This window comes from Mesorhizobium sp. M0678, from assembly GCF_040320505.1.
Lineage (GTDB): Bacteria > Pseudomonadota > Alphaproteobacteria > Rhizobiales > Rhizobiaceae > Mesorhizobium.
In genome coordinates, this window is record NZ_JAMYPT010000005.1 from 39,526 (window position 1) to 57,949 (window position 18,424).

The window sequence follows — 18,424 nt, forward strand, 5'->3', positions numbered from 1 at the left end:
CGACCTTACAGGCGGGACAGCCGAAGCGCTGAAGGATAGTCGCATTTTTCTGCCACCACGCCACATTTTGTTCTTGCTTTGTGCCGGCAGCTATGCTACTAATCTGGGTATGGTGCTGATTGGCGCCGACGACCCGCCTACCTGGCGGGTTTTCTGTTTCTGGATTCCTTCGAAAGTTTTGGCGCTGCCGGCCTGGGGCCGGCGGGACAGCGCCCTCCTCTGCCCCCGGGCATCTTCCCCACATGAGGGAGATCGCAATTCTCGCCGCGCCGGTCTAGTTGATGCTGGCCGTGTTGGCCGGCTCGGCCGGGCGCTTCCCACCGGCATAGGGCACGCGAAAACCGTTCGCCGCCAGCCAACCGATGGCGGCCTTCGGTTCGTCGGTCTGGATGATGGTGGCGCCTCGCTCGACCCAGAAGCCATAAGTCTCGCGCGGCAGGCTGGCCGCAACCGCCAACTCGTCGCCGCGACCGCCAGCGAGGAAGCCGCCCGGCTTGTTGACGATGGCATAGGTGTCGGCCCAGATGTGCCAGTCGCCCCTCACCGCCAGCGCGCGCATGCGCGGGCTGAACAGCGGGCCGCCGGTCTCGGTCAGTGTCTCTGATCCCATGCGCCAGTTGATCATCTCGACCGCGCGCATCGGGAAGGCCCGGCTCACTTTCTCGGCAAACATGGCGTCGCGAACCGCGTCATCGGCGATAATCGGCATGAACTGGAAGCCGCTGCCGATCGCGTCCATGGCGGCCTTGACACTAGCAATCCGCTCCGCATTCCACAGGTTCTCCTTGACGATCACCTGTTCGGCCATGCCGAGGTCGCGCGCAACCGCGACCATGCCGACGAGGCTTTCGGTATCGAGCTTGTTGTCGAGATTGATGAGGATCCTGTCCCTGGTCGTCATCAACATCTCGCGCAACGTCGAGACCGTCTCGCCCGTAACGGCGCCGGTGCCTTCGATCACCAACCAGCAAGTCTTGAGTTCGGCCATCGTGCGGTTGACCACCTCACCCTTGCAATTCGTCGTGCGGTCGAGCCAACTGTCATGCATGACGACGAATTGTCCGTCCTTCGAGCGCCTGATATCGACCTCGACGATTTCGGCGCCCATTGCGATCGACGCCTCGACGGCGGCGATCGAATTTTCGGGATAGAGCGTCTTGCCGGATTGCATGCCGCCGGCGCGGTGCGCGGCCACTATCACATGGTCGCGCCATTGGTTGGCGTGCTCGAAGCGGTCGAGGATCTGCCTGGCGCGCGTTTCGCCTGCCGAGGCCTGGCCAAGGGAGAGCGCCAGCGCCGCGGAAAGCAGAAGGCTCAGCCAAATCGTTCGCATGAGACAGGTCATTCGCACGAGAATCGCTCCGTACCGGGATCGCACCCCGGTTAAGCGATGCCCGTGACAGGCAGGTGAACGAAGCCGGCTTGCAAAATGCCGGAAAATCAGGTCAGCGCCGGCCGAAGCAGTCTTCGGCGGCTACTTTCGGCTGCTTGCCAGGCAATCTCCTGGCGAGCCATGCCGGGTTCGCCTGGCGAGCAAGGATTTGTGACCGGATCGAATGGCCATGATCCTCCGCAGGGGTCGCAATTCTGAGAATTATGTCCAATAAGGTTGCGCGTCGACGCACAGGAGATCGCTTCATGCCGCCAAGGACCATCGATCATGCCTTCACCACCCGCTCCAGGACGGGTGCGTCGTTCGAGCCGACCTATGCCGGCGCCCTGTCGTTCATGCGGCGCAAATATTCGAAGGACGTGAAGGACGCCGATGCGGTGGTGTGGGGCATTCCCTTCGACGCTGCGGTCACCAATCGGCCGGGCGCCCGTTTCGGACCGCAGGCAATCCGCCGCGCCTCGGCCATCCTCGACAACGATCCGCAATATCCGTTTTCGCGCGATCTGTTCGAACAGCTTGCCGTGGTCGATTATGGCGACTGCCTGCTCGACAGCGGCAATCACCAGAAGACGCCTGCCACGATCGAACGCGAAGCGGCGAAGATCCTGAAATCCGGCGCCTTTCTGCTGTCACTCGGTGGCGATCACTTCGTCACCTGGCCGCTGCTCAAGGCGCATGCCGCCATCCATGGCCCGCTGGCTCTGGTGCAGTTCGACGCACACCAGGACACCTGGCCCGACGACGGCAAGCGCATCGATCACGGCTCCTTCGTCGGCCGTGCAGTCAAGGAGGGCATCATCGACCCCGACCGGTCGATCCAGATCGGCATCCGCACCCATGCGCCCGACACGTTCGGCATCAAGATCCTGTATGGCCATGAAGTGGAGGAAATGCGTGCGTCCGACATCGCCTATGCCATCGTCGACCGTACGGGCGGCAAGAAGACCTACGTCACTTTCGACATCGATTGCCTGGACCCGGCTTTTGCGCCCGGCACCGGAACGCCGGTCGCGGGAGGCCCGTCTTCGGCAAAGATCCTGTCGGTGCTGCGCCAGATCAACCAGCTCGATATCGTCGGCGCCGACGTCGTCGAGGTTGCGCCAGCCTATGATCACGCCGATATAACGGCGATTGCCGGCTCGATGGTGGCCATGCACTATCTTGGGCTGTTGGCGGAACGAAAGGCCCGACTCGAAGAAATGAACCAGGGCAATCACGGCGTTGCCGGATTGAATCAGGCAAGCGGCATATAGCTTTGAGATAACAGGAATTTTGGCAAGCAATGAAACCGAAAATCTTCATCGACGGCGAGCACGGCACCACCGGTCTGCAGATAAGGGCGCTGCTTGCCGAGCGTGGCGACCTGGAAATCATCTCCATCCCGACCGAGCGCCGCAAGGAAACGGCAGCGCGCGCCGAGTTCCTCAACGCTGCCGATGTCGCGATCCTCTGTCTGCCGGACGCAGCCGCCAAGGAAAGCGTTTCGCTGATCGCCAATGACACCACCAAAGTGATCGACGCCTCGACGGCCCATCGTGTCGCCGATGGGTGGGAATATGGTTTCGCCGAAATGGACAAGGACCAGGCGAAAAAGATCGCTTCGGCGAAGCGCGTCGCCAATCCGGGCTGCTGGCCGCAAGGACCAATCGCGACGCTGCGGCCGCTGATTGCGGCGGGGCTGCTGCCGGCCGATTTTCCGGTCACCGTCAACGGCATTTCCGGCTATTCCGGCGGCGGCCGGCCGATGATCGAGGATTATGTCGCCAAGGGCGAGGATGCGCCGGAATTCCTGCCCTACGGACTGACGCTGCAGCACAAGCACGTGCCGGAGCTCAGGACCTATGCCAGGCTTTCGCACGATCCGATCATGCAGCCGGCAGTCGGCAATTTCGCGCAAGGCATGATCACGGTGGTGCCGCTGCAACTTGGCGGCCTCGACCATGTGCCGACCGGCGCCGAGCTTCACGCGGCGATCGCCGATCATTTCGCTTCCATCGATGGCGGCGTGGTCGAGGTGGCGCCGTATCTGCATCAGGAACGCATGCCCGACATCGATCCGGAGATCTATAATGGCACCAACCGGATGAAGCTTTACGTCTTCGCCAATGACGATCGAGCGCAGGCGCTGCTGCTTGCGGTCTATGACAATCTCGGCAAGGGCGCCTCGGGCGCCGCCGTGCAGAACATGGATCTGATGCTCGGCCTCTGAATGGATGTGCCGGCATTTCCAAAGCGCTGGAAGGTCGGCGCGCCCGAACTCACCGCCGAAACGTTCAGCAGCCGCATCTGGAAGGTCGCGCGCGAGGACGGCTCGCCGGCAATCGTCAAGGATCTAAAGCCTTTCGACGATGTCGAGGACGAGTTGCGTGGCGAGCATTTCCTCGCCTGGCGACGCGGCGAAGGCGTGGTGCGGCTGCTCGGCAGCGACGGCCACCGCATGCTGCTCGAATACGCTGGCGACAGGATGCTGTCACACCATCTTGCCGAACACGGCGACAATGCCGCCACCGCGATCGCGGCGGGGGTGATGGCAAGACTGGTCTCGCCGTCGAAGCACCCTGCCCCGCCGGACCTTCAGCCGTTGCGGACCCGGTTTTTCAGCCTATTCAAAAAAGCGAGGGCCGATCGCGCCGCCGGCGAAAGGAGCCTGTATGTCGAAGCTGCCGAAATTGCGGAACGGCTGCTGTCCAATCCGCACGACGTACGGCCGCTGCATGGCGACCTGCATCATGACAACATCATGCACGGTCCGCGCGGCTGGCTGGCGATCGACCCGAAGGGCGTTCTCGGCGACCCCGGCTTCGATGCCGCCAATGTGTTCTACAACCCACTCGACCGAGACGATCTTTGCCTCGATCCGCGGCGGATCGCGCATATGGCGCATGTCTTTGCCGCAACGCTCGGCCAGTCGCCGCCCGCGATACTGGACCACGCCATCGCCTATGGCTGCCTGTCGGCTGCATGGCACCATGAAGATCGCAATGCGGTCGACGAAAACCGCGAACTGGCGATTGCCGCGGCAATCCGGCGGGTGCGGCTCAGCCTCTGAGAGCGATCTCGTGGGGCAGCGGGTAAGCGCCCTTGGTACCGCGCCAATGCGCGGCGGCGAAGCCGAGCAGAAACAGCGCGAATGCCTGATGCGTCAGGGCCATGTGCAGAGGCACCTGCATCAATAGCGTGCCGATGCCGATCGACGCCTGCACCACGACAATCAGGAACAGCAGCGTCGCGCGCCGGGCATGCGTCGTGCCCGGCAGGCGCCGGCGTGTCGCAATCATGTGCCAGAGCGCGACCGCGAAGATCGTGTAGGCGCCGACCCGGTGGACGAATTGCACCGTCTTCGGGTTTTCGAAGAAATTGCGCCATGCCGGCTCGAGCAGCAGCAGGTCGCCGGGGACCAGCTTGCCGTCCATCAGCGGCCAGGTGTTGTAGCTCAAGCCGGCGTCTAGCCCTGCGACCAGCCCGCCGAGATAGATCTGGACCAGCGCCAGCAGCACCAGGAAGCCGGCCAGACGTTGCGTCGAGCGGTCGGCGGCAGGTTCCGAGTGCGGCGCCAGCCCACGCGCGACCACCATGGTCGCCGTGAAGATCAGCGCCGCCAGCGTCAGATGCGTCGCCAGCCGATATTGGCTGACCGAAACCCGGTCAACCAACCCGGACGCCACCATCCACCAGCCTATCGCGCCCTGCAGAGCGCCGAGAAGGAGGATGCCCGACAACTTCGTGCCGAGGCCCCGCTCGATGCGGCGCGTCGCCCAGAAGAACAGCAGCGGCAGGGCGAAGACCACGCCGACACTACGCGCCAGGATGCGGTGCACCCATTCCCACCAGAAGATCGATTTGAACGCCTCGATGCCCATGCCGTTGTTGAGTTCGGCATATTGCGGAATCTGCTGGTAGCGCAGGAACTCCTCCTGCCACTCGGCATCATTGAGCGGCGGGATGACGCCGTGTATCGGCTGCCATTCGGTGATCGACAGGCCGGAATTGGTGAGCCTTGTAGCGCCGCCGACCAGTACCAGCGCAAACAGCACCAGGAGCACGACATAGAGCCAACCGCGTACCAGCGCGCGGTTGCGAAGGTCGCGATCGCGGGCGGCGAAAGGCGCGGCATCGGATATGGCAGCAGCCATGGATTTGTCCCGGCAGTTGAAGTCGCGGATTGGTGAACCATCGCAACCCGGCTTGCAAGACCGGACAGCGCGGCACGCCGTCGCGCCGTTTTCTGGCGGGTTGCGCGTATTGGCTGTTCGGCCTAAGCGATAGCGATCAACGAGATCGCGTCATGCCCATTCGCCTGAAAAAGCTGATCGGAAGCTTCCTGCTGGTAGTGCTGGTCATAGTCTATGCGCTGGTCGCCTCGATCGTGGCGGTCGCCCAATTGTCGCAGTCCGGGCCGCTGGCGCACTTCATCTTCTTCCTGCTCAGCGGGCTTTTGTGGGTGCTGCCGGCGATGGGCATCATCAAATGGCTGATCCTGGAGCCGCGGCCGAAGGGGCGAGGCAACAGTTAGATCGTCACCACCGTCTTGCCAGCATTGGCCAGCGGCGTCGTCACGCCCGACAACATTGTTCGGATGTGGGCGACGCTCTGATAGCGGCCATTGACCGAAATGCGCGGCAGGGCGTGCAGGAAGCCGGCATGCTCGGCGCGGAGTATGCCGTGGCGGGTCGTCACCGCCGAGGCGTAGCCCGCATCGCGGACTAGGCCTACTTCGCGGCGGCCGACGGCACTGGCATAACCGTAGGGATAGGCGAAATGGCGCGGCTCCTCGCCGAGTTTGGCCTGCAATATGCGCTTGACGTCGCCGATCTCATGTCGCGCATCGCTCTCGGAAAGCCGCTTCAGATTGCAATGATTGACGCTATGTGCGCCGATCGTCACCAGCGGGTGCTCGGCCATGGTGCGGATCTCGTCCCAGTTCATCAGCGTGCTCGGGCGCGGACCACCCAACTCGATGCCGTTCGACCGCGCCAGATCCCGCAACACCGCACGCTGGTCCTGCTCGCGCACCTTCAGCGTCAGATGAGCGTGCAGGCGCGCATTGGCCTGGACCTTTTTTCCCGGACTCGAGCAGTCGATTGTCACCGGGCCATCCGGCGTCGTCAGCGTCAGGCGATCGCGCGCATTGACGATGTCCTCGACCACGTCCCACCACAAATCGGCAGCGCCGTCGATCAGTCCCGGCGCGACGTAGATGGTGATCGGCGCGCCGTGTTTCTCCAGCACCGGCAGCGCCTCGGTCATGTTGTCTCGATAGGCGTCGTCGGCGGTGATCGTCGCAAACTGGCCGTCCTTGTCGCCAGCCTTGATGCGCTTGATCGCCTCGTCAAGCGTGACGAAACTGTAGCCGTTCGCCTTCATGTCGGCGATCACGGTGTCGAGAAACCCAGGCGCGATGTTCAAGTGGCGGTTGACGCCGTTCGGCTTTTCCGGTGTCGCGGTTACCCGATGCAGCATCAGGATAGCGCCGAGACCGCCGATAAACGGCTTGGCCAGCGGAGCGAGACCGGAATAGCGGGCGAGATTGAGCGCCAGTTTGCGGATTGCCTCGCCCCCGTCGATCATTCATTCACCTTTTGCGCCTAAGCTCATCAAGCATGGAATGCGCCTGCGCGGACCCCCAATCGCGACGAATACGCCCTAAGGATTGAGGTATGGTTGACGCCACCGCGTCATTTGACGGCAATCGGCTGGCAAGCAGCGAGGCGTCGCCGTGTGCCTTGCCGGCCGGCAAAGCCGGCCTGTCACCCTCGGTCGCCGATAGTGCGGCGTTGGCGGCGTACGCAGAATTCAGCCATTCGGCGCTTTTTGCCCCTGCGCAAAGCGCAGGCTGGATCCTGAACTGGGCCGCACATACCGGCGCCGACGTTGTCGTTGCGACGCTGCGCGCCGAGGACAGGCCGGTTTTCTCACTGGCGCTGGAGGTCACTCGCAGTGGAGCGTTCCGCGTCGCCCGGTTCATGGGCGGCCGCCATGCAAACGGCAATTTTGCCGCCGCCGACCCGCAATGGCTGGCGAATGCCGATAGCGCGGCGATCCGCTCGATGCTGGCTGCGATTGCCAAGGCGCGGCGCGACATCGATCTTGTTGCGCTGGAGCGGCTGCTGCCCGATCTCGACGGCGTTGCCAACCCGCTCTCCGCCTTGCCGCATTTTTCGAGCCCCAATCTGTCGCTGGCCGCCGGTCTTGTGGGAGGATTTGACGCACTGCTCACCCGCGTGAGCGGCAAGCGCAGGCGCAAGAAGCATCGCTCGCAGGCGCGCAAGTTCGAGGCCGTTGGCAGCTATCGTCGCATCGAGGCGAGGACTGCGGACGAGGTGCACATGCTGCTCGATGCCTTTTTCGAGATGAAGGAATTCCGCTTCCGCAAGATGGGCATCGCCAATGTTTTCGGTGAGGCGGAGGTGCGAGCTTTTTTCCGCTCGCTGTTTGCCGACGCGCTTCAAGAGGAAGATCCGTCCTTCGTCCTGCATGGGCTGGAAGTCGCCGGCAAACTTCGTGCAGTCACCGGATCGAGCCGCTCGGGCAAGCGGCTGATCTGCGAATTCGGGGCGATCGCCGAGGACGACCTCGCACACACCAGCCCGGGCGACTTCCTGTTCTTCGAGAACATCCAGGAAGCCTGCGAGGCGGGTTTCGAAATCTATGATTTCTCGGTCGGCGACGAACCCTACAAGCGATTGTGGTGCGATGTCGAAACGCAGCATTTCGAGGTGCTGGTTCCGCTGACGCTGAAAGGTCGTGCGCTGGCGCTTGCGCTCAGGCACGGCGCAAGCCTGAAGGCATTCATCAAGCACAGCCCAATGGTCTGGAAGCTGACCAAGCTGCTGCGCCGCAAAGCCGTGGGGCGGACAGCACCGGCCGCAGGCGAAGACGACAGCTGATTTCGATTTGAGAGAAAACTGCCTCAGGCGGCCGAGCGCCGTCCCGGCATTGGGCCCGGCGCCACATGGCCGATGGGCGTGACCAGCGTCAGGTCGGGATAGCCACTCTCGATGAGCGCGACCGCGGCCTGCGTCACCTCGTCGTCCGGCTCAAGCATGGAGAGCAAGACCTCGGTCCCCTCGCCCACCAGGCGGCTGATGCCTTGCGCGTCGGCCGGTCCGCATTCGACCACGACCAAATCATAGGCGGTGGTCAGCGACTGCATGATGATCGGCAGCCGGTCGGCGGCGCGCATGGCGCGGACCGGATCGGCTGTGCCGACGGGAATAACGTGGCAGTCCGAATAGAGATCGGGGTGGATCACATCGCTGAACTGCGCTTGCGAGGCGAGCAGATCGGTGATGCCCGGAAACAGCCCGCTGTCCAGCATCGGCCGCGAGGCGGCACCCGAAGCGGTGAGATCAAGCAGCAGCACCCGTAGCCCGGCGTCGGAGACTGCGCGCGCCACCAACACCGCCGAGGCGGCCGCCTCGTCGCCTTCTGGCGACACGAATATGGCGCGGGCGGCACCGGTGGCGATCAGTTTTTCCGCAGCCTTGTCGATGTCGACCTCGCCGAGGATAGAACGTGCCGGTTCAATGTCTCCAGCGGCCATTTCAGAGTACTCCGGTTCGATTTTCTCGGCAGCCGCTTCCGCCACCGCGACGGGTTCCGGCTCCACTTTGCTTTCAGTGATATTGTCGTCGTCGGCCTCATCGATCTCGACGACTGCCGGTTCGGACCGGCCAACCGACGGGTCGGGCTCGGCCATCATGCGTTCGGCCTGGACAGCCGGCATCGCAACCTGCTCGATGCGCTCGAAATGGGCACCGGCGGCCGGACGCATGGCGCGGCCGGAAAACAGTTCCTGCAGCAGCGTGACGATCGCCATGATGAGCAACGAGCCGACAAAGGCCGCACTGACAATCGGACCAATCTTGGGGAAATAAGGTTCGGCCGGCACCTGGGCCTCCGAAAATACGCGAGCGTCGACGGGCAGATAGTTGCGATCCTTGCGTGCGGCCGCCTGGAGATAGCTGGATGAATAGAGATCGAGCTGCTGACGCTTGGTCGCGGCATCACGCTGCAGCGCATCGAGTTCCACCTGCTCTTCGCCGGCGCGGGCGGACGCCGCCTTCAGCGTGTTGACGTCTGCCACGAGTTGAGCCTCTCGCGCCTTCGCCGTCTCGGCCTGCGCCATCAGACCTTTCATGATCTTTTCCGCTTCGTTGCGGATCTGGCGGTCGAGATCCGCGAGCTGCGACTTCAGCGCGCGGATGCGCGGATGGTTGTCGAGCAAGGTGGTGGAAAGGTCGGCGATGTTGTTCTTGAGTTCGACTTGCCGCTCGCGCAGGCGCTGGATCAGTTCGGAAGACAACACCTCCGGAACGGCATCCAGCGAGCCGCCATTGCGCAACGCCCTGCGCACGCTGTCAGCGGTCGCTTCCGCCGAAGCGCGATTGGCGCGCACGCGTGACAGTTCGCTCGACAATTCGGACAGCTGCTGGGTGGCAAGCACCGAATTGTTGCCGCCCATCAAAAGATCGGACTGCGCACGGAATGCGGCAACCTTGGCTTCCGCCTCCTTCACCCGGTTCTGCAGATCCGCGATTTCCGGCGCCAGAAAGTCGGTGGCGGCGGAATTCGATTCGAGCTTGGCATTGCCCTTGGAGGCGATATAGGCGTTTGCAATGGCGTTCGGGATCGCGGCGGCAAGCTTTGGATCCTCTGACGAGAACTCGATTGCGATCGCGCGGGTTTTTTCAACGCCATAGACGTTGAGCTTCTCATGCATTGCGTCCAGCACGCGCTCTTCCAGCGGAATCTCGAACGGATCGCTTTTCAAGCCAACAAGGACAAGGGCGCGGCTCAGCGCCGACATCTTCAGCGCCTCGTCGAATTCGGGCAATTTCGCCAGGTTGAGCTTCGCCGCCACCTGCTTGAGGATGTCGGGGGAAGAGATGATCTGGACCTCGGTGGCCACAGCCTCTTCGTCGGGAATCGACCGCTCGTTGCCGTTGGCCCCGGCTGGCCGCGTGAACTCCGATTCTCGAGGCCCGATCTCCAGCTTGGCTGTCGCCTTGTATTCGGGCGTTGCAAGCCAGGCGAGCGCAAAGGCCAGGCCGGTTACAACCAGTGCGACGACAAGGATGCGCAACCAGTTTCGCGCCAGGCTGGCGAAAAGCTGCCTGAGATCGACGTCGACATCTGCGGCCGCGGATTGAACAGACATGCATCCCTGCTCCGGTACTGAGTCAGCATGCACCGTAAACAACTATGGTAACTCAGCCGTTAATATCGCGGTAAGAACCTGTTAGGCTCTACTAACAAGCCGCAAACAAGAGGCTGAAAACCATCTGCATTTGTCGATCCGGCCCGCATCGGCCGCGCGCCTTTACCGGCCATTAACCCTAACAGGATGATAACCGAGCTCGATCGTTAAGGTTTGCCGCAGAGTCGCCGGCTATTCAAAGGTACGTGTCCGCTCATGAAAAGCACTGCTCCCCTTTTCCGCGCGCTGCTTGCCGTATCGATGCTTTCGGGCTGCTCCAGCTACCGGCCGACGCCGGCCGCATTCCATGAAGTTCTCGACCAGCCCTATCGCCTCGGCGCCGGCGACCGCGTCCGCGTAACCGTGTTCGAGCAGGAAGGACTGACCAATACCTACAGCGTCGACCAGTCCGGCTATCTCTCGCTGCCGCTCGTCGGCAACGTGCCGGCGCGCGGCCACACCGCCCAACAGCTTGAAAGCGAGATCGCCGAGAAACTGCGCCAGGGTTATTTGCGGGATCCCGATGTTTCGGTCGAAATCGATCGCTACCGGCCGATCTTCGTCATGGGTGAAGTGGGTGCGGCGGGGCAGTATTCCTACGTTCCAGGCCTGACCGTGCAGAAAGCCGTCGCCATCGCCGGCGGGTTCACGCCACGCGCCAACCAGGAAAGCGTCGACATTACCCGCGACATCAACGGTAAGGTGATAACCGGACGCGTGGTGACCTCCGACCCGCTACTGCCCGGCGATACAGTCTATGTTCGCGAACGCCTGTTTTGATGTGCTGACAAAGTGGCGGACACACTCAGGATCGTCCACTGCTTTCGCTCACCGGTCGGAGGCATCTTCCGGCATGTGCGCGACCTGACCGAGGCTCAGGTCGCCGCCGGCCATGCCGTCGGCATCGTCTGCGATTCGACGACGGGCGGCGATTTCGAGGAACGGCTGTTCGAACAGATGAAAGGCAGCCTGGCGCTCGGCATTCACCGCACCCCGATGCAGCGGCATGTCGGGCCAGGCGATCTCGCCTCGGCCCGGCGCACCTATAGGATCATAAAAGAATTGCGGCCGGACGTGCTGCACGGGCATGGCGCCAAAGGTGGCGCCTATGCCCGTCTGTTCGGCTCATTGTTGCGGGTATCCAGGTCTCGCGTAGCCCGCCTTTATTCGCCGCATGGCGGCTCGCTTCACTATGACGAGACCACCGCCATGGGGAAGCTGTTCTTCGCGCTCGAGCGCTTCATGGCTCGCTTCACCGATTGCCTGCTGTTTGTTTCCGATTATGAGCGGCGGACTTATCGCAGGAAGGTCGGCGAGCCGCCCATTCCGAACGCTCTCGTCCACAACGGCCTGCGCGCCGCCGAGTTCGAGCCGGTGCGGACCGAGCACAATGCGGTTGACCTCCTCTATATCGGCATGATGCGAGACCTCAAAGGCCCGGACATCTTCATCGATGCGCTGGGGCTAGCCGCGACACGGCTCGGCCGCCCATTGAAAGCGCTGATGGTCGGCGACGGCGACGACCTACCGCGCTATCGCGCCCAGGTGAAGCAGCTCGGCCTCGAGGTCAGCTTCCTGGCGCCGATGCCGGCCAGGCTCGCCTTCAGGCTGGCCGAACTGGTCGTCGTTCCCTCGCGCGCGGAAGCCATGCCCTATATAGTTCTGGAAGCGCTCGCCGCCGGCAAGCCGATCATCGCGACGGCGGTCGGCGGCATACCGGAAATCTTCGACACCGGCTCGCCTGTCCTGATCCGGCCCGACCCGCGCGAACTTGGCGACAAGATAAGCGCCGCATTGGCCGATCTCGACACCTACAAAGGCCTGATGCCCGGCCTCGCCGACCTCAAGGCACGCTTCGGCGCCGATGTAATGGCCGCCGAAATCGAAAAGGCTTATTTCGCCGCGCTCAAAAAATAGAGCAACGGGTTTTCCACCGGGCTGCTCCTGGTGAAAGCGTCTCCAAAGCCATGTGTTGTTTCAAGGGTTTCTTAGCTCTCTTTTGCTATTCACCTGAGGGAAACCTGCGGACGCCCCATGAACGAAATCGACCCCGCGCGCCGTTTTTCGCTAGACGCGGTGCGCAAATTCGACGCCCCTGCCGAGAACAATACGGCCGGCGGCATGAACGATGTTGCCCGCCAGGTCGCCTCGCAATACCGGCGCGATACGATGTCGCCGATCATGGTGAGCGGCGTCCTGCGCATGGTGGAATTCGCGCTGCTGTTGGTGTCAGGTCTTGCCGTCTATTTCTATTATGTCGGCTTTTTCAACTATCTTGCCTGGCAATACTCACTGACGATCGCCGCCACCTCGTTCCTGGCGGTCGTTCTGTTCGACGTCACCGACTGCTACCAGATCGTCGCGCTGATGCGGCCGATCGCCAATTTCGGCCGTCTCCTGCTGGTCTGGGCCGGAACATTCGCCTTGATGGCGCTCACCGCCTTCACCATGAAAATGTCGGAAGACTATTCGCGCCTGCTCTTCGGCACGTGGTTCGTCGTCGGTTTCGTGTTGATCGTGGGTCTCCGCCTGGTGATGTCGAAGCTGATCCGGCGCTGGGCGCGCGACGGGCGGATGGAGCGCCGCGCCGTCATCGTCGGCGGCGGCAAGGCGGCGGAGGTATTGATCCGCTCGGTCGAAAGGCAGCCCTACAACGACATCCGCATCTGCGGCATCTTCGACGACCGCGGCGACAAGCGGTCGCCGCCGGTTGTCGCCGGTTATCCCAAGCTCGGTACAATTTCCGAACTCATCGAATTTGCCCGCATCGCGCGCATCGACATGCTGATCGTATCGCTGCCGCTGACCGCCGAATCGCGCGTGCTGCAGTTATTGAAGAAGCTGTGGGTGCTGCCGGTCGACATCCGGCTATCGGCGCATTCGAACGCGCTGCAGTTCAGGCCGCGCGCCTATTCCTACATCGGCTCGGTGCCGATGCTCGATATCTTCGACAAGCCGATCAACGACTGGGATTCGGTCGCCAAGCGCGCCTTCGACATCGTCTTTTCGATCATCGGCATCATCGTGTTCTCGCCGGTGATGCTGGCGACCGCAATCGCGATCAAACTCGACAGCAAGGGGCCGGTGCTGTTCCATCAGAAGCGGCACGGCTTCAACAACGAGGTCATCGACGTCTACAAGTTCCGTTCGATGTATACCGACAAGGCGGACCCGACGGCCAAACAGACCGTGACCAGGAACGATCCGCGCGTCACCCGCGTCGGCCGCTTCATCCGCAAGACCTCGATCGACGAACTGCCGCAGTTCTTCAATTCGCTGTTCGGTTCGCTGTCGCTGGTCGGGCCGCGCCCGCACGCCATTGCCGCGCAGTCGCACAACCTCCTCTACAATGAAGTGGTCGACGGCTATTTCGCCCGCCACAAGGTCAAACCCGGTGTGACCGGCTGGGCGCAGATCAATGGCTGGCGCGGCGAGATGGACACCAACGAGAAGATTCGCATGCGGACGGAATACGACCTCTATTACATCGAGAACTGGTCGCTCCTGTTCGACCTCAAAATCCTGTTCCTGACGCCGATCCGACTGCTCAACACGGAAAACGCATATTGAGCGCGACGGCCTATGAACTGCCGGCGGCGGCGGTCAACGCCAAGCTGATTGCACTGATTGCGTCGGGGGCGGTTTTCCTCGGCGTTTTCCTGTCCGGTTTCGTCATTGCCGAGCCCGCGCCGTACGATCTCTACATGATCGGGCTGATCGTGGTGTGGCCCTTGTTCGGCATGCGTATACAGCGCGCGGCGGTGCCACTTCTGGTGCTGCTGGTTATCATGAACATCGGCGGTATGATCTCGATGACGCAGATGTCGGACCTCGCCGGCACGCCGCTCTATCTCGCCGTCTCGCTGTTCCTGGCCTTAACCGCGGTTTTTTTCGCTTCGGTAACGGCCGTCCAGCCCAGTCTCTACCGGGTGATCTTCGTCGCCTATGTGGTGTCGGCAGTGCTGACTTCGTTGGTCGGCATAGCCGGCTATTTCCATGCCTTTCCAGGAGCGGAGATCTTCACCAAATACGACCGTGCCGCCGGCGCCTTCCAGGACCCGAACGTGTTCGGTCCGTTCCTGGTGCTGCCCGGCATCTACCTGCTCTACCTGCTGCTTACCGGCTCGGTCGCACGCATGCCGCTATTGGCGATGCCGTTGCTGATAATCACCGCCGGCATCTTCTTTTCCTTTTCGCGCGGCGCCTGGGGCATGTTCGCCGTTTCGGCGATCCTGCTGACCGGTGCCTTGTTCCTGCAGAGCGCCAGCGGCAAGTTCAGGCTGCGCGTCGTCGTCATGACCATCGCCGCCGTCGGACTGCTGGTCATCGCAATGATCGTCATCCTGCAACTGCCAGGCGTCGCCGAGATGTTCTCGAACCGCGCACAGCTCGAACAAAGCTACGACACCGCCCGACTCGGCCGCTTCGCCCGCTATACGATCGGCTTTCAGATGGCACTGGAGCATCCGTTCGGCATCGGCCCGCTCGTCTTCGGCAAGATGTTCGGCGAGGACACGCACGACATCTGGCTGAAGATGCTGATGGATTACGGCTGGCTCGGCTTCGTGTCGTTCCTGACGCTGACGTGCTGGACGATCGCCGCCGGCTTCCGCATTCTGCTGCGCGACCGGCCGTGGCAGCCTTATCTTCTATGCGCCTACGTCGCCTTCATCGGCAATATCGGGCTCGGCACCTTCATCGACATCGACCACTGGCGCCATGTCTACCTGCTGCTTGGCTTGATCTGGGGTGCCATCCCGCTCGAATACCGCCACCAGTGGCAGCTGCGGGCGGCGCAGCGACCGGCAATCCCCGTCGCGGTTGCTTCAGCAGGACAGCAACCGAATTCGGTTGACCGGACCCGGTCTATCACGATACATCGCGACCGGTCCGGAGTGTAGCGCAGCCCGGTAGCGCACTTGACTGGGGGTCAAGGGGTCGTCGGTTCGAATCCGGCCACTCCGACCATTAAAATCCAAAGGCTTAGCCAGTTTCCCCCCAAAACTGGCTGTACAGACGATAGCCGCACTGCAGCCAGCGCAACATACGCAGGCGTGATCTCATCGAGGGAACCGATCACGCATCACTCGTGCGCGAGGCACGGAGGCTGGCGTCTAGCCAGAAGCCCACCGAGAAACCGCGCGGTAATGGCTAGGTAAGCTTTGCTGCGTACGCCAACCTTTATCGTGAGCCCGTATTCCAGCTTCAATAAGAAAAGGTCCCGCCGCACATGCCAGAACGGCGGGACTCGATCAGGCGCCTTGCATCAGGCAGGGGTGACTCGGGGGTTGGGCATGCCCGGTGCGCGCGGATCGTAGTGAACCCTAGGCGCATCAGCTGCAATGCGTCCACCAACCGTCGGTTGGAAAGAACTAATTCAATCCCGACGGCTGGCCTGGCCTGAACAGGCGCGCGCTCAAGGCTCAGTTTCTTCCCGGGGAGGAACTTTTTGGTCAGGACAATCAGGATAGGGCAATTCTTCACACGGAGAGGGCCTGTCGCCAACGCTGCCATAATGTTCCGCGAGTTTTGCGAAACCGTAGGCGAAGGCGAAAAGAAGCGCGAGGACAACCGCTATTCGGACGGCCATACCGTATTGTAGCAGGATCCTCCATTGGAGCGCGGCGTTTTGGTACGTTTGAATGTTGAGTTCGAAAAAGGTTGGCTCTAGTTGAATTGCCGTCGTCCGCAGTTGCAAGGGCGAGCGGACGCTTCGAAGATGCCACGCGCTTTCGCCCTTTCCGGGAGAGATGCAATGTCGCTTCAAGGGGTTGCCTGTCGTGCCGAGCTGACCATGTTGACCAAGGCACTTGATGCCCGATGCCGTGAACTAGGCCTCGCTGATGGAGATCCAGGCAGAGAACTGCTCGGCCGCAGGGTGATGGATTTATTTGAAAGTGGTCAGCTCAGCGCCGAAGATTTGAGACTGGCTCTGAGCGGCGAGATCTTTAACGCCAAAAATCCTCCGGCCGGAGCCAGTGGGCTTTGATACGGCAAGCGGCTATCCGCGTGACCATTTGAATTACTGGCCCAGCGTCGGCTTCCGTGTGCGCAGGAGCGCGTGTGAACAAATGTGATTTTGCGGTCGGTGCCGGACGGGCTAACTTTACCCATCGAACGAAAGAGGAGAATGATCATGAAGACATTCCTCGCAATAGCCGCGGCACTGACCATGTCCATATCAGCTGCCTCTGCGGATTGCCCCGCGCATTCCAAGGTCCAGGCATCGGTCGACACGCAGACGAAGACAGCAAGCGTCGAGAAGGCCGATATGTCGACTGTCACGGACGCTCAGACGATCAAAAAAGAAGAGCCACAGAAGACCGAGTAGCGGTAACACTCAGCGGATCCCACGACCCGGATAAATGGCTACTGGCACACATCCACCCACTCGGCGTCGACGAGTTCGGCTAGGCGTTGCGGGCTGAGCCGTACGGCGGCATTCGTCGCGCCTGCCGCCGGGACGACCTCGTCAAAGGCGCGCAGCGAGATGTCGCAGTAGACCGGGAGCGGCGCCGGTAGGCCGAACGGGCACACCCCACCGACGGGATGATCGGTCGCGGCGAGCACCTGCTCGGCGTCCAGCATTCGCGCCTTGCCACCAAACCGGTCCTTGAATTTGCGATTGTCCAGCCTGGAGATCCCGCTGGCCACGATCAGCATCGTCTGGTCGCCGGCGCGCAAGCAGATCGTCTTGGCAATCTGCGCCGGCGCTACGCCATGCGCTTCGGCGGCCAAAGGCACCGTCGCCGAGCTTGCCTCCGTGACGATGACATCAATTTCGGGCGCGTGTGCGGCGAAGAAGGCGCGAACGGATTCGAGGCTCATCTCCGGCAATTTCCGTCTGGCGTCGCCGTGGCGGCCGGCAAGTCCACTACGTGGCCGAAAAAACGAAGCCCGCCAGGGCGACCCATGGCGAGCTCGTGGAATAAAAGCATGACACGCCGCTACGACACGGATCGCCTTTTGGCAGGCAACACGACTTCGTCAAACAGAGCGCTTTCCGGAAGTTGAAGCGCGGAGGCAATACGCCGACGTTTCGAGGGATCGGCATCCTTGCCGCTTTCAATGTCGGCAATCTCATAGGCTGCCAGCCCGCACGCCAGGGACAGCTCTTCGATGCTGTATCCACGGGCTTCCCGGGCGGTTCGGACGGCACTGCGTTCAGGCGTAACCGCGCTCGCCGCCAGTTCGGAGTAAGGTTCGCGTTTTGCTATTTGGGGCATTGGCAACTCCGTGGGATGAAAGAGTTAGATCAAATCATGTTGTTGCCTGAGACGATCGGGAGAATGCCCGCTCGCCGGTGATTTGCCAAGCATCAAAGATAGCGTCACGGCATCGTGAACCGACGCCGGAATGGATGGCGGATGCCGGCGCGCCGACATCTGGCCGGATCGTCAGCAGACACAGTTCGGAAACGAAATTCTACAGGCCGGAAAAACTGCCGAAAAACTCCAAGGCGATAGTCCCAACCGCAGCGCTCGAGTCACCGACCTGAATCAGTGACGCTCAAATTCCGCCTGCGCAAAAAGGAAACGATGTCATGAACAAGCCTCTTCTCTCCGCCCTTGGACTTGCAATCGCACTTGCCCTCTCGATGCCGATCATCGGCGCAAGCAGCGCGAATGCAACGACGATGCACACCACCGTCAAGAAGCATCACCGCCATCACTACCATCACCGCGTCCACCACTACCGCCACCATCACAAGAAGGTTGTCGCGAAGAAGTACTGAAAACACCCTCGGGCGAACAACCCGCAATCAGGCGTTCTGGTGCTTGATCAAGGGCGGCGCGCTTGCCGGGCTTTCCGTGTCGGCGAAAAATGGCGGC

18 protein-coding genes and 1 tRNA gene are annotated in these 18,424 nt (G+C 62.1%); 13 read left to right on the forward strand and 6 right to left on the reverse strand.

Going from position 1 to position 18,424, the window contains the following annotated elements; genetic code table 11:
• Nucleotides 1-274: 274 nt before the first annotated feature.
• Nucleotides 275-1,333, reverse strand: a complete 1,059-nt coding sequence (locus NKI29_RS11315; protein ID WP_352796274.1) for a glycerophosphodiester phosphodiesterase family protein — start codon at nucleotides 1,331-1,333, stop codon at nucleotides 275-277.
• A 305-nt stretch (nucleotides 1,334-1,638) separates the two neighbouring features.
• Here NKI29_RS11315 and speB point away from each other — a divergent pair, with 305 nt between their 5' ends.
• From speB to NKI29_RS11330, 3 genes are read left to right on the forward strand one after another with little or no spacing between them, the layout of a single operon-like run.
• Nucleotides 1,639-2,646, forward strand: a complete 1,008-nt coding sequence (gene speB, locus NKI29_RS11320) for an agmatinase (protein ID WP_352449331.1) — start codon at nucleotides 1,639-1,641, stop codon at nucleotides 2,644-2,646.
• Between the two features lie 29 nt (nucleotides 2,647-2,675).
• The gene (gene argC, locus NKI29_RS11325; protein ID WP_352796276.1) at nucleotides 2,676-3,602 is read left to right on the forward strand and encodes an N-acetyl-gamma-glutamyl-phosphate reductase; all 927 of its coding nucleotides are present in this window, start codon (nucleotides 2,676-2,678) and stop codon (nucleotides 3,600-3,602) included.
• Nucleotides 3,603-4,442 (forward strand): aminoglycoside phosphotransferase family protein, encoded by an 840-nt coding sequence (locus tag NKI29_RS11330; protein ID WP_352796278.1) that lies wholly within the window; start codon nucleotides 3,603-3,605, stop codon nucleotides 4,440-4,442.
• On the opposite strand, the gene NKI29_RS11335 is transcribed toward NKI29_RS11330, so the two are convergent.
• Entirely contained in the window at nucleotides 4,432-5,526 is a 1,095-nt protein-coding gene (locus tag NKI29_RS11335) for a COX15/CtaA family protein (protein WP_352796279.1), read from the reverse strand. The genes NKI29_RS11330 and NKI29_RS11335 overlap by 11 nt on opposite strands.
• A gap of 152 nt (nucleotides 5,527-5,678) precedes the next feature.
• Here NKI29_RS11335 and NKI29_RS11340 point away from each other — a divergent pair, with 152 nt between their 5' ends.
• Nucleotides 5,679-5,906, forward strand: a complete 228-nt coding sequence (locus NKI29_RS11340; RefSeq protein WP_023674629.1) for a DUF2842 domain-containing protein — start codon at nucleotides 5,679-5,681, stop codon at nucleotides 5,904-5,906.
• On the opposite strand, the gene NKI29_RS11345 is transcribed toward NKI29_RS11340, so the two are convergent.
• Nucleotides 5,903-6,961, reverse strand: a complete 1,059-nt coding sequence (locus NKI29_RS11345; RefSeq protein ID WP_352796281.1) for a polysaccharide deacetylase family protein — start codon at nucleotides 6,959-6,961, stop codon at nucleotides 5,903-5,905. The two genes, NKI29_RS11340 and NKI29_RS11345, sit on opposite strands and share 4 nt — an antisense overlap.
• An 89-nt stretch (nucleotides 6,962-7,050) precedes the next feature.
• Here NKI29_RS11345 and NKI29_RS11350 point away from each other — a divergent pair, with 89 nt between their 5' ends.
• Nucleotides 7,051-8,280 carry a GNAT family N-acetyltransferase gene (locus tag NKI29_RS11350; RefSeq protein ID WP_352796283.1) on the forward strand — a complete coding sequence of 410 codons (1,230 nt, stop codon included), beginning with the start codon at nucleotides 7,051-7,053 and terminating at the stop codon, nucleotides 8,278-8,280.
• A 23-nt stretch (nucleotides 8,281-8,303) separates the two neighbouring features.
• On the opposite strand, the gene NKI29_RS11355 is transcribed toward NKI29_RS11350, so the two are convergent.
• On the reverse strand, nucleotides 8,304-10,553 hold the full coding sequence (locus NKI29_RS11355) for a GumC family protein (RefSeq protein WP_352796284.1): 2,250 nt from the start codon (nucleotides 10,551-10,553) through the stop codon (nucleotides 8,304-8,306).
• Nucleotides 10,554-10,808: 255 nt separating this feature from the next.
• Here NKI29_RS11355 and NKI29_RS11360 point away from each other — a divergent pair, with 255 nt between their 5' ends.
• The 7 genes from NKI29_RS11360 to NKI29_RS11390 all read left to right on the forward strand — a co-directional run bounded on the left by NKI29_RS11360 (nucleotide 10,809) and on the right by NKI29_RS11390 (nucleotide 16,923).
• Nucleotides 10,809-11,372, forward strand: a complete 564-nt coding sequence (locus tag NKI29_RS11360) for a polysaccharide biosynthesis/export family protein (RefSeq protein WP_023674625.1) — start codon at nucleotides 10,809-10,811, stop codon at nucleotides 11,370-11,372.
• 12 nt (nucleotides 11,373-11,384) lie between these two features.
• Nucleotides 11,385-12,509 carry a glycosyltransferase family 4 protein gene (locus NKI29_RS11365; protein ID WP_352456598.1) on the forward strand — a complete coding sequence of 375 codons (1,125 nt, stop codon included), beginning with the start codon at nucleotides 11,385-11,387 and terminating at the stop codon, nucleotides 12,507-12,509.
• A gap of 117 nt (nucleotides 12,510-12,626) precedes the next feature.
• Complete coding sequence (locus tag NKI29_RS11370; protein WP_352796286.1) at nucleotides 12,627-14,162, forward strand: undecaprenyl-phosphate glucose phosphotransferase; 1,536 nt, start codon at nucleotides 12,627-12,629, stop codon at nucleotides 14,160-14,162.
• On the forward strand, nucleotides 14,159-15,493 hold the full coding sequence (locus NKI29_RS11375) for an O-antigen ligase family protein (protein WP_352796288.1): 1,335 nt from the start codon (nucleotides 14,159-14,161) through the stop codon (nucleotides 15,491-15,493). Before NKI29_RS11370 ends, NKI29_RS11375 begins: the two co-directional genes overlap by 4 nt.
• A tRNA-Pro gene (locus NKI29_RS11380) sits at nucleotides 15,484-15,560 on the forward strand. Before NKI29_RS11375 ends, NKI29_RS11380 begins: the two co-directional genes overlap by 10 nt.
• Nucleotides 15,561-16,347: 787 nt before the next feature.
• Complete coding sequence (locus tag NKI29_RS11385; protein ID WP_352796289.1) at nucleotides 16,348-16,581, forward strand: hypothetical protein; 234 nt, start codon at nucleotides 16,348-16,350, stop codon at nucleotides 16,579-16,581.
• 147 nt (nucleotides 16,582-16,728) lie between these two features.
• The gene (locus NKI29_RS11390) at nucleotides 16,729-16,923 is read left to right on the forward strand and encodes a hypothetical protein (RefSeq protein WP_023674517.1); all 195 of its coding nucleotides are present in this window, start codon (nucleotides 16,729-16,731) and stop codon (nucleotides 16,921-16,923) included.
• A gap of 38 nt (nucleotides 16,924-16,961) precedes the next feature.
• Here the strand turns inward: NKI29_RS11390 and NKI29_RS11395 are convergent, their stop codons facing one another.
• Both NKI29_RS11395 and NKI29_RS11400 read right to left on the reverse strand, forming a co-directional pair.
• Nucleotides 16,962-17,420, reverse strand: coding sequence for a YbaK/EbsC family protein (locus tag NKI29_RS11395; RefSeq protein ID WP_352456594.1), 459 nt, complete (start codon nucleotides 17,418-17,420; stop codon nucleotides 16,962-16,964).
• A gap of 119 nt (nucleotides 17,421-17,539) precedes the next feature.
• Entirely contained in the window at nucleotides 17,540-17,818 is a 279-nt protein-coding gene (locus NKI29_RS11400; RefSeq protein WP_352456593.1) for a helix-turn-helix domain-containing protein, read from the reverse strand.
• A gap of 317 nt (nucleotides 17,819-18,135) precedes the next feature.
• On the opposite strand from NKI29_RS11400, the gene NKI29_RS11405 reads away from it, so the two are divergent.
• Nucleotides 18,136-18,327 (forward strand): hypothetical protein, encoded by a 192-nt coding sequence (locus NKI29_RS11405; RefSeq protein ID WP_352700272.1) that lies wholly within the window; start codon nucleotides 18,136-18,138, stop codon nucleotides 18,325-18,327.
• Nucleotides 18,328-18,424: the final 97 nt, after the last annotated feature.

What these genes read in the sequence shown, in the direction of transcription:
- NKI29_RS11360 (WP_023674625.1), top strand. Translation starts at nt 10,809, where the DNA reads ATGAAAAGCACTGCTCCCCTTTTCCGCGCGCTGCTTGCCGTATCGATG.
- NKI29_RS11400 (WP_352456593.1), bottom strand. Translation starts at nt 17,818, where the DNA reads ATGCCCCAAATAGCAAAACGCGAACCTTACTCCGAACTGGCGGCGAGC.
- NKI29_RS11355 (WP_352796284.1), bottom strand. Translation starts at nt 10,553, where the DNA reads ATGTCTGTTCAATCCGCGGCCGCAGATGTCGACGTCGATCTCAGGCAG.
- NKI29_RS11330 (WP_352796278.1), top strand. Translation starts at nt 3,603, where the DNA reads ATGGATGTGCCGGCATTTCCAAAGCGCTGGAAGGTCGGCGCGCCCGAA.
- NKI29_RS11390 (WP_023674517.1), top strand. Translation starts at nt 16,729, where the DNA reads ATGAAGACATTCCTCGCAATAGCCGCGGCACTGACCATGTCCATATCA.
- argC (WP_352796276.1), top strand. Translation starts at nt 2,676, where the DNA reads ATGAAACCGAAAATCTTCATCGACGGCGAGCACGGCACCACCGGTCTG.
- speB (WP_352449331.1), top strand. Translation starts at nt 1,639, where the DNA reads ATGCCGCCAAGGACCATCGATCATGCCTTCACCACCCGCTCCAGGACG.
- NKI29_RS11395 (WP_352456594.1), bottom strand. Translation starts at nt 17,420, where the DNA reads ATGAGCCTCGAATCCGTTCGCGCCTTCTTCGCCGCACACGCGCCCGAA.
- NKI29_RS11385 (WP_352796289.1), top strand. Translation starts at nt 16,348, where the DNA reads ATGTCGCTTCAAGGGGTTGCCTGTCGTGCCGAGCTGACCATGTTGACC.
- NKI29_RS11340 (WP_023674629.1), top strand. Translation starts at nt 5,679, where the DNA reads ATGCCCATTCGCCTGAAAAAGCTGATCGGAAGCTTCCTGCTGGTAGTG.
- NKI29_RS11370 (WP_352796286.1), top strand. Translation starts at nt 12,627, where the DNA reads ATGAACGAAATCGACCCCGCGCGCCGTTTTTCGCTAGACGCGGTGCGC.
- NKI29_RS11335 (WP_352796279.1), bottom strand. Translation starts at nt 5,526, where the DNA reads ATGGCTGCTGCCATATCCGATGCCGCGCCTTTCGCCGCCCGCGATCGC.
- NKI29_RS11345 (WP_352796281.1), bottom strand. Translation starts at nt 6,961, where the DNA reads ATGATCGACGGGGGCGAGGCAATCCGCAAACTGGCGCTCAATCTCGCC.
- NKI29_RS11405 (WP_352700272.1), top strand. Translation starts at nt 18,136, where the DNA reads ATGAACAAGCCTCTTCTCTCCGCCCTTGGACTTGCAATCGCACTTGCC.
- NKI29_RS11350 (WP_352796283.1), top strand. Translation starts at nt 7,051, where the DNA reads ATGGTTGACGCCACCGCGTCATTTGACGGCAATCGGCTGGCAAGCAGC.
- NKI29_RS11315 (WP_352796274.1), bottom strand. Translation starts at nt 1,333, where the DNA reads ATGCGAACGATTTGGCTGAGCCTTCTGCTTTCCGCGGCGCTGGCGCTC.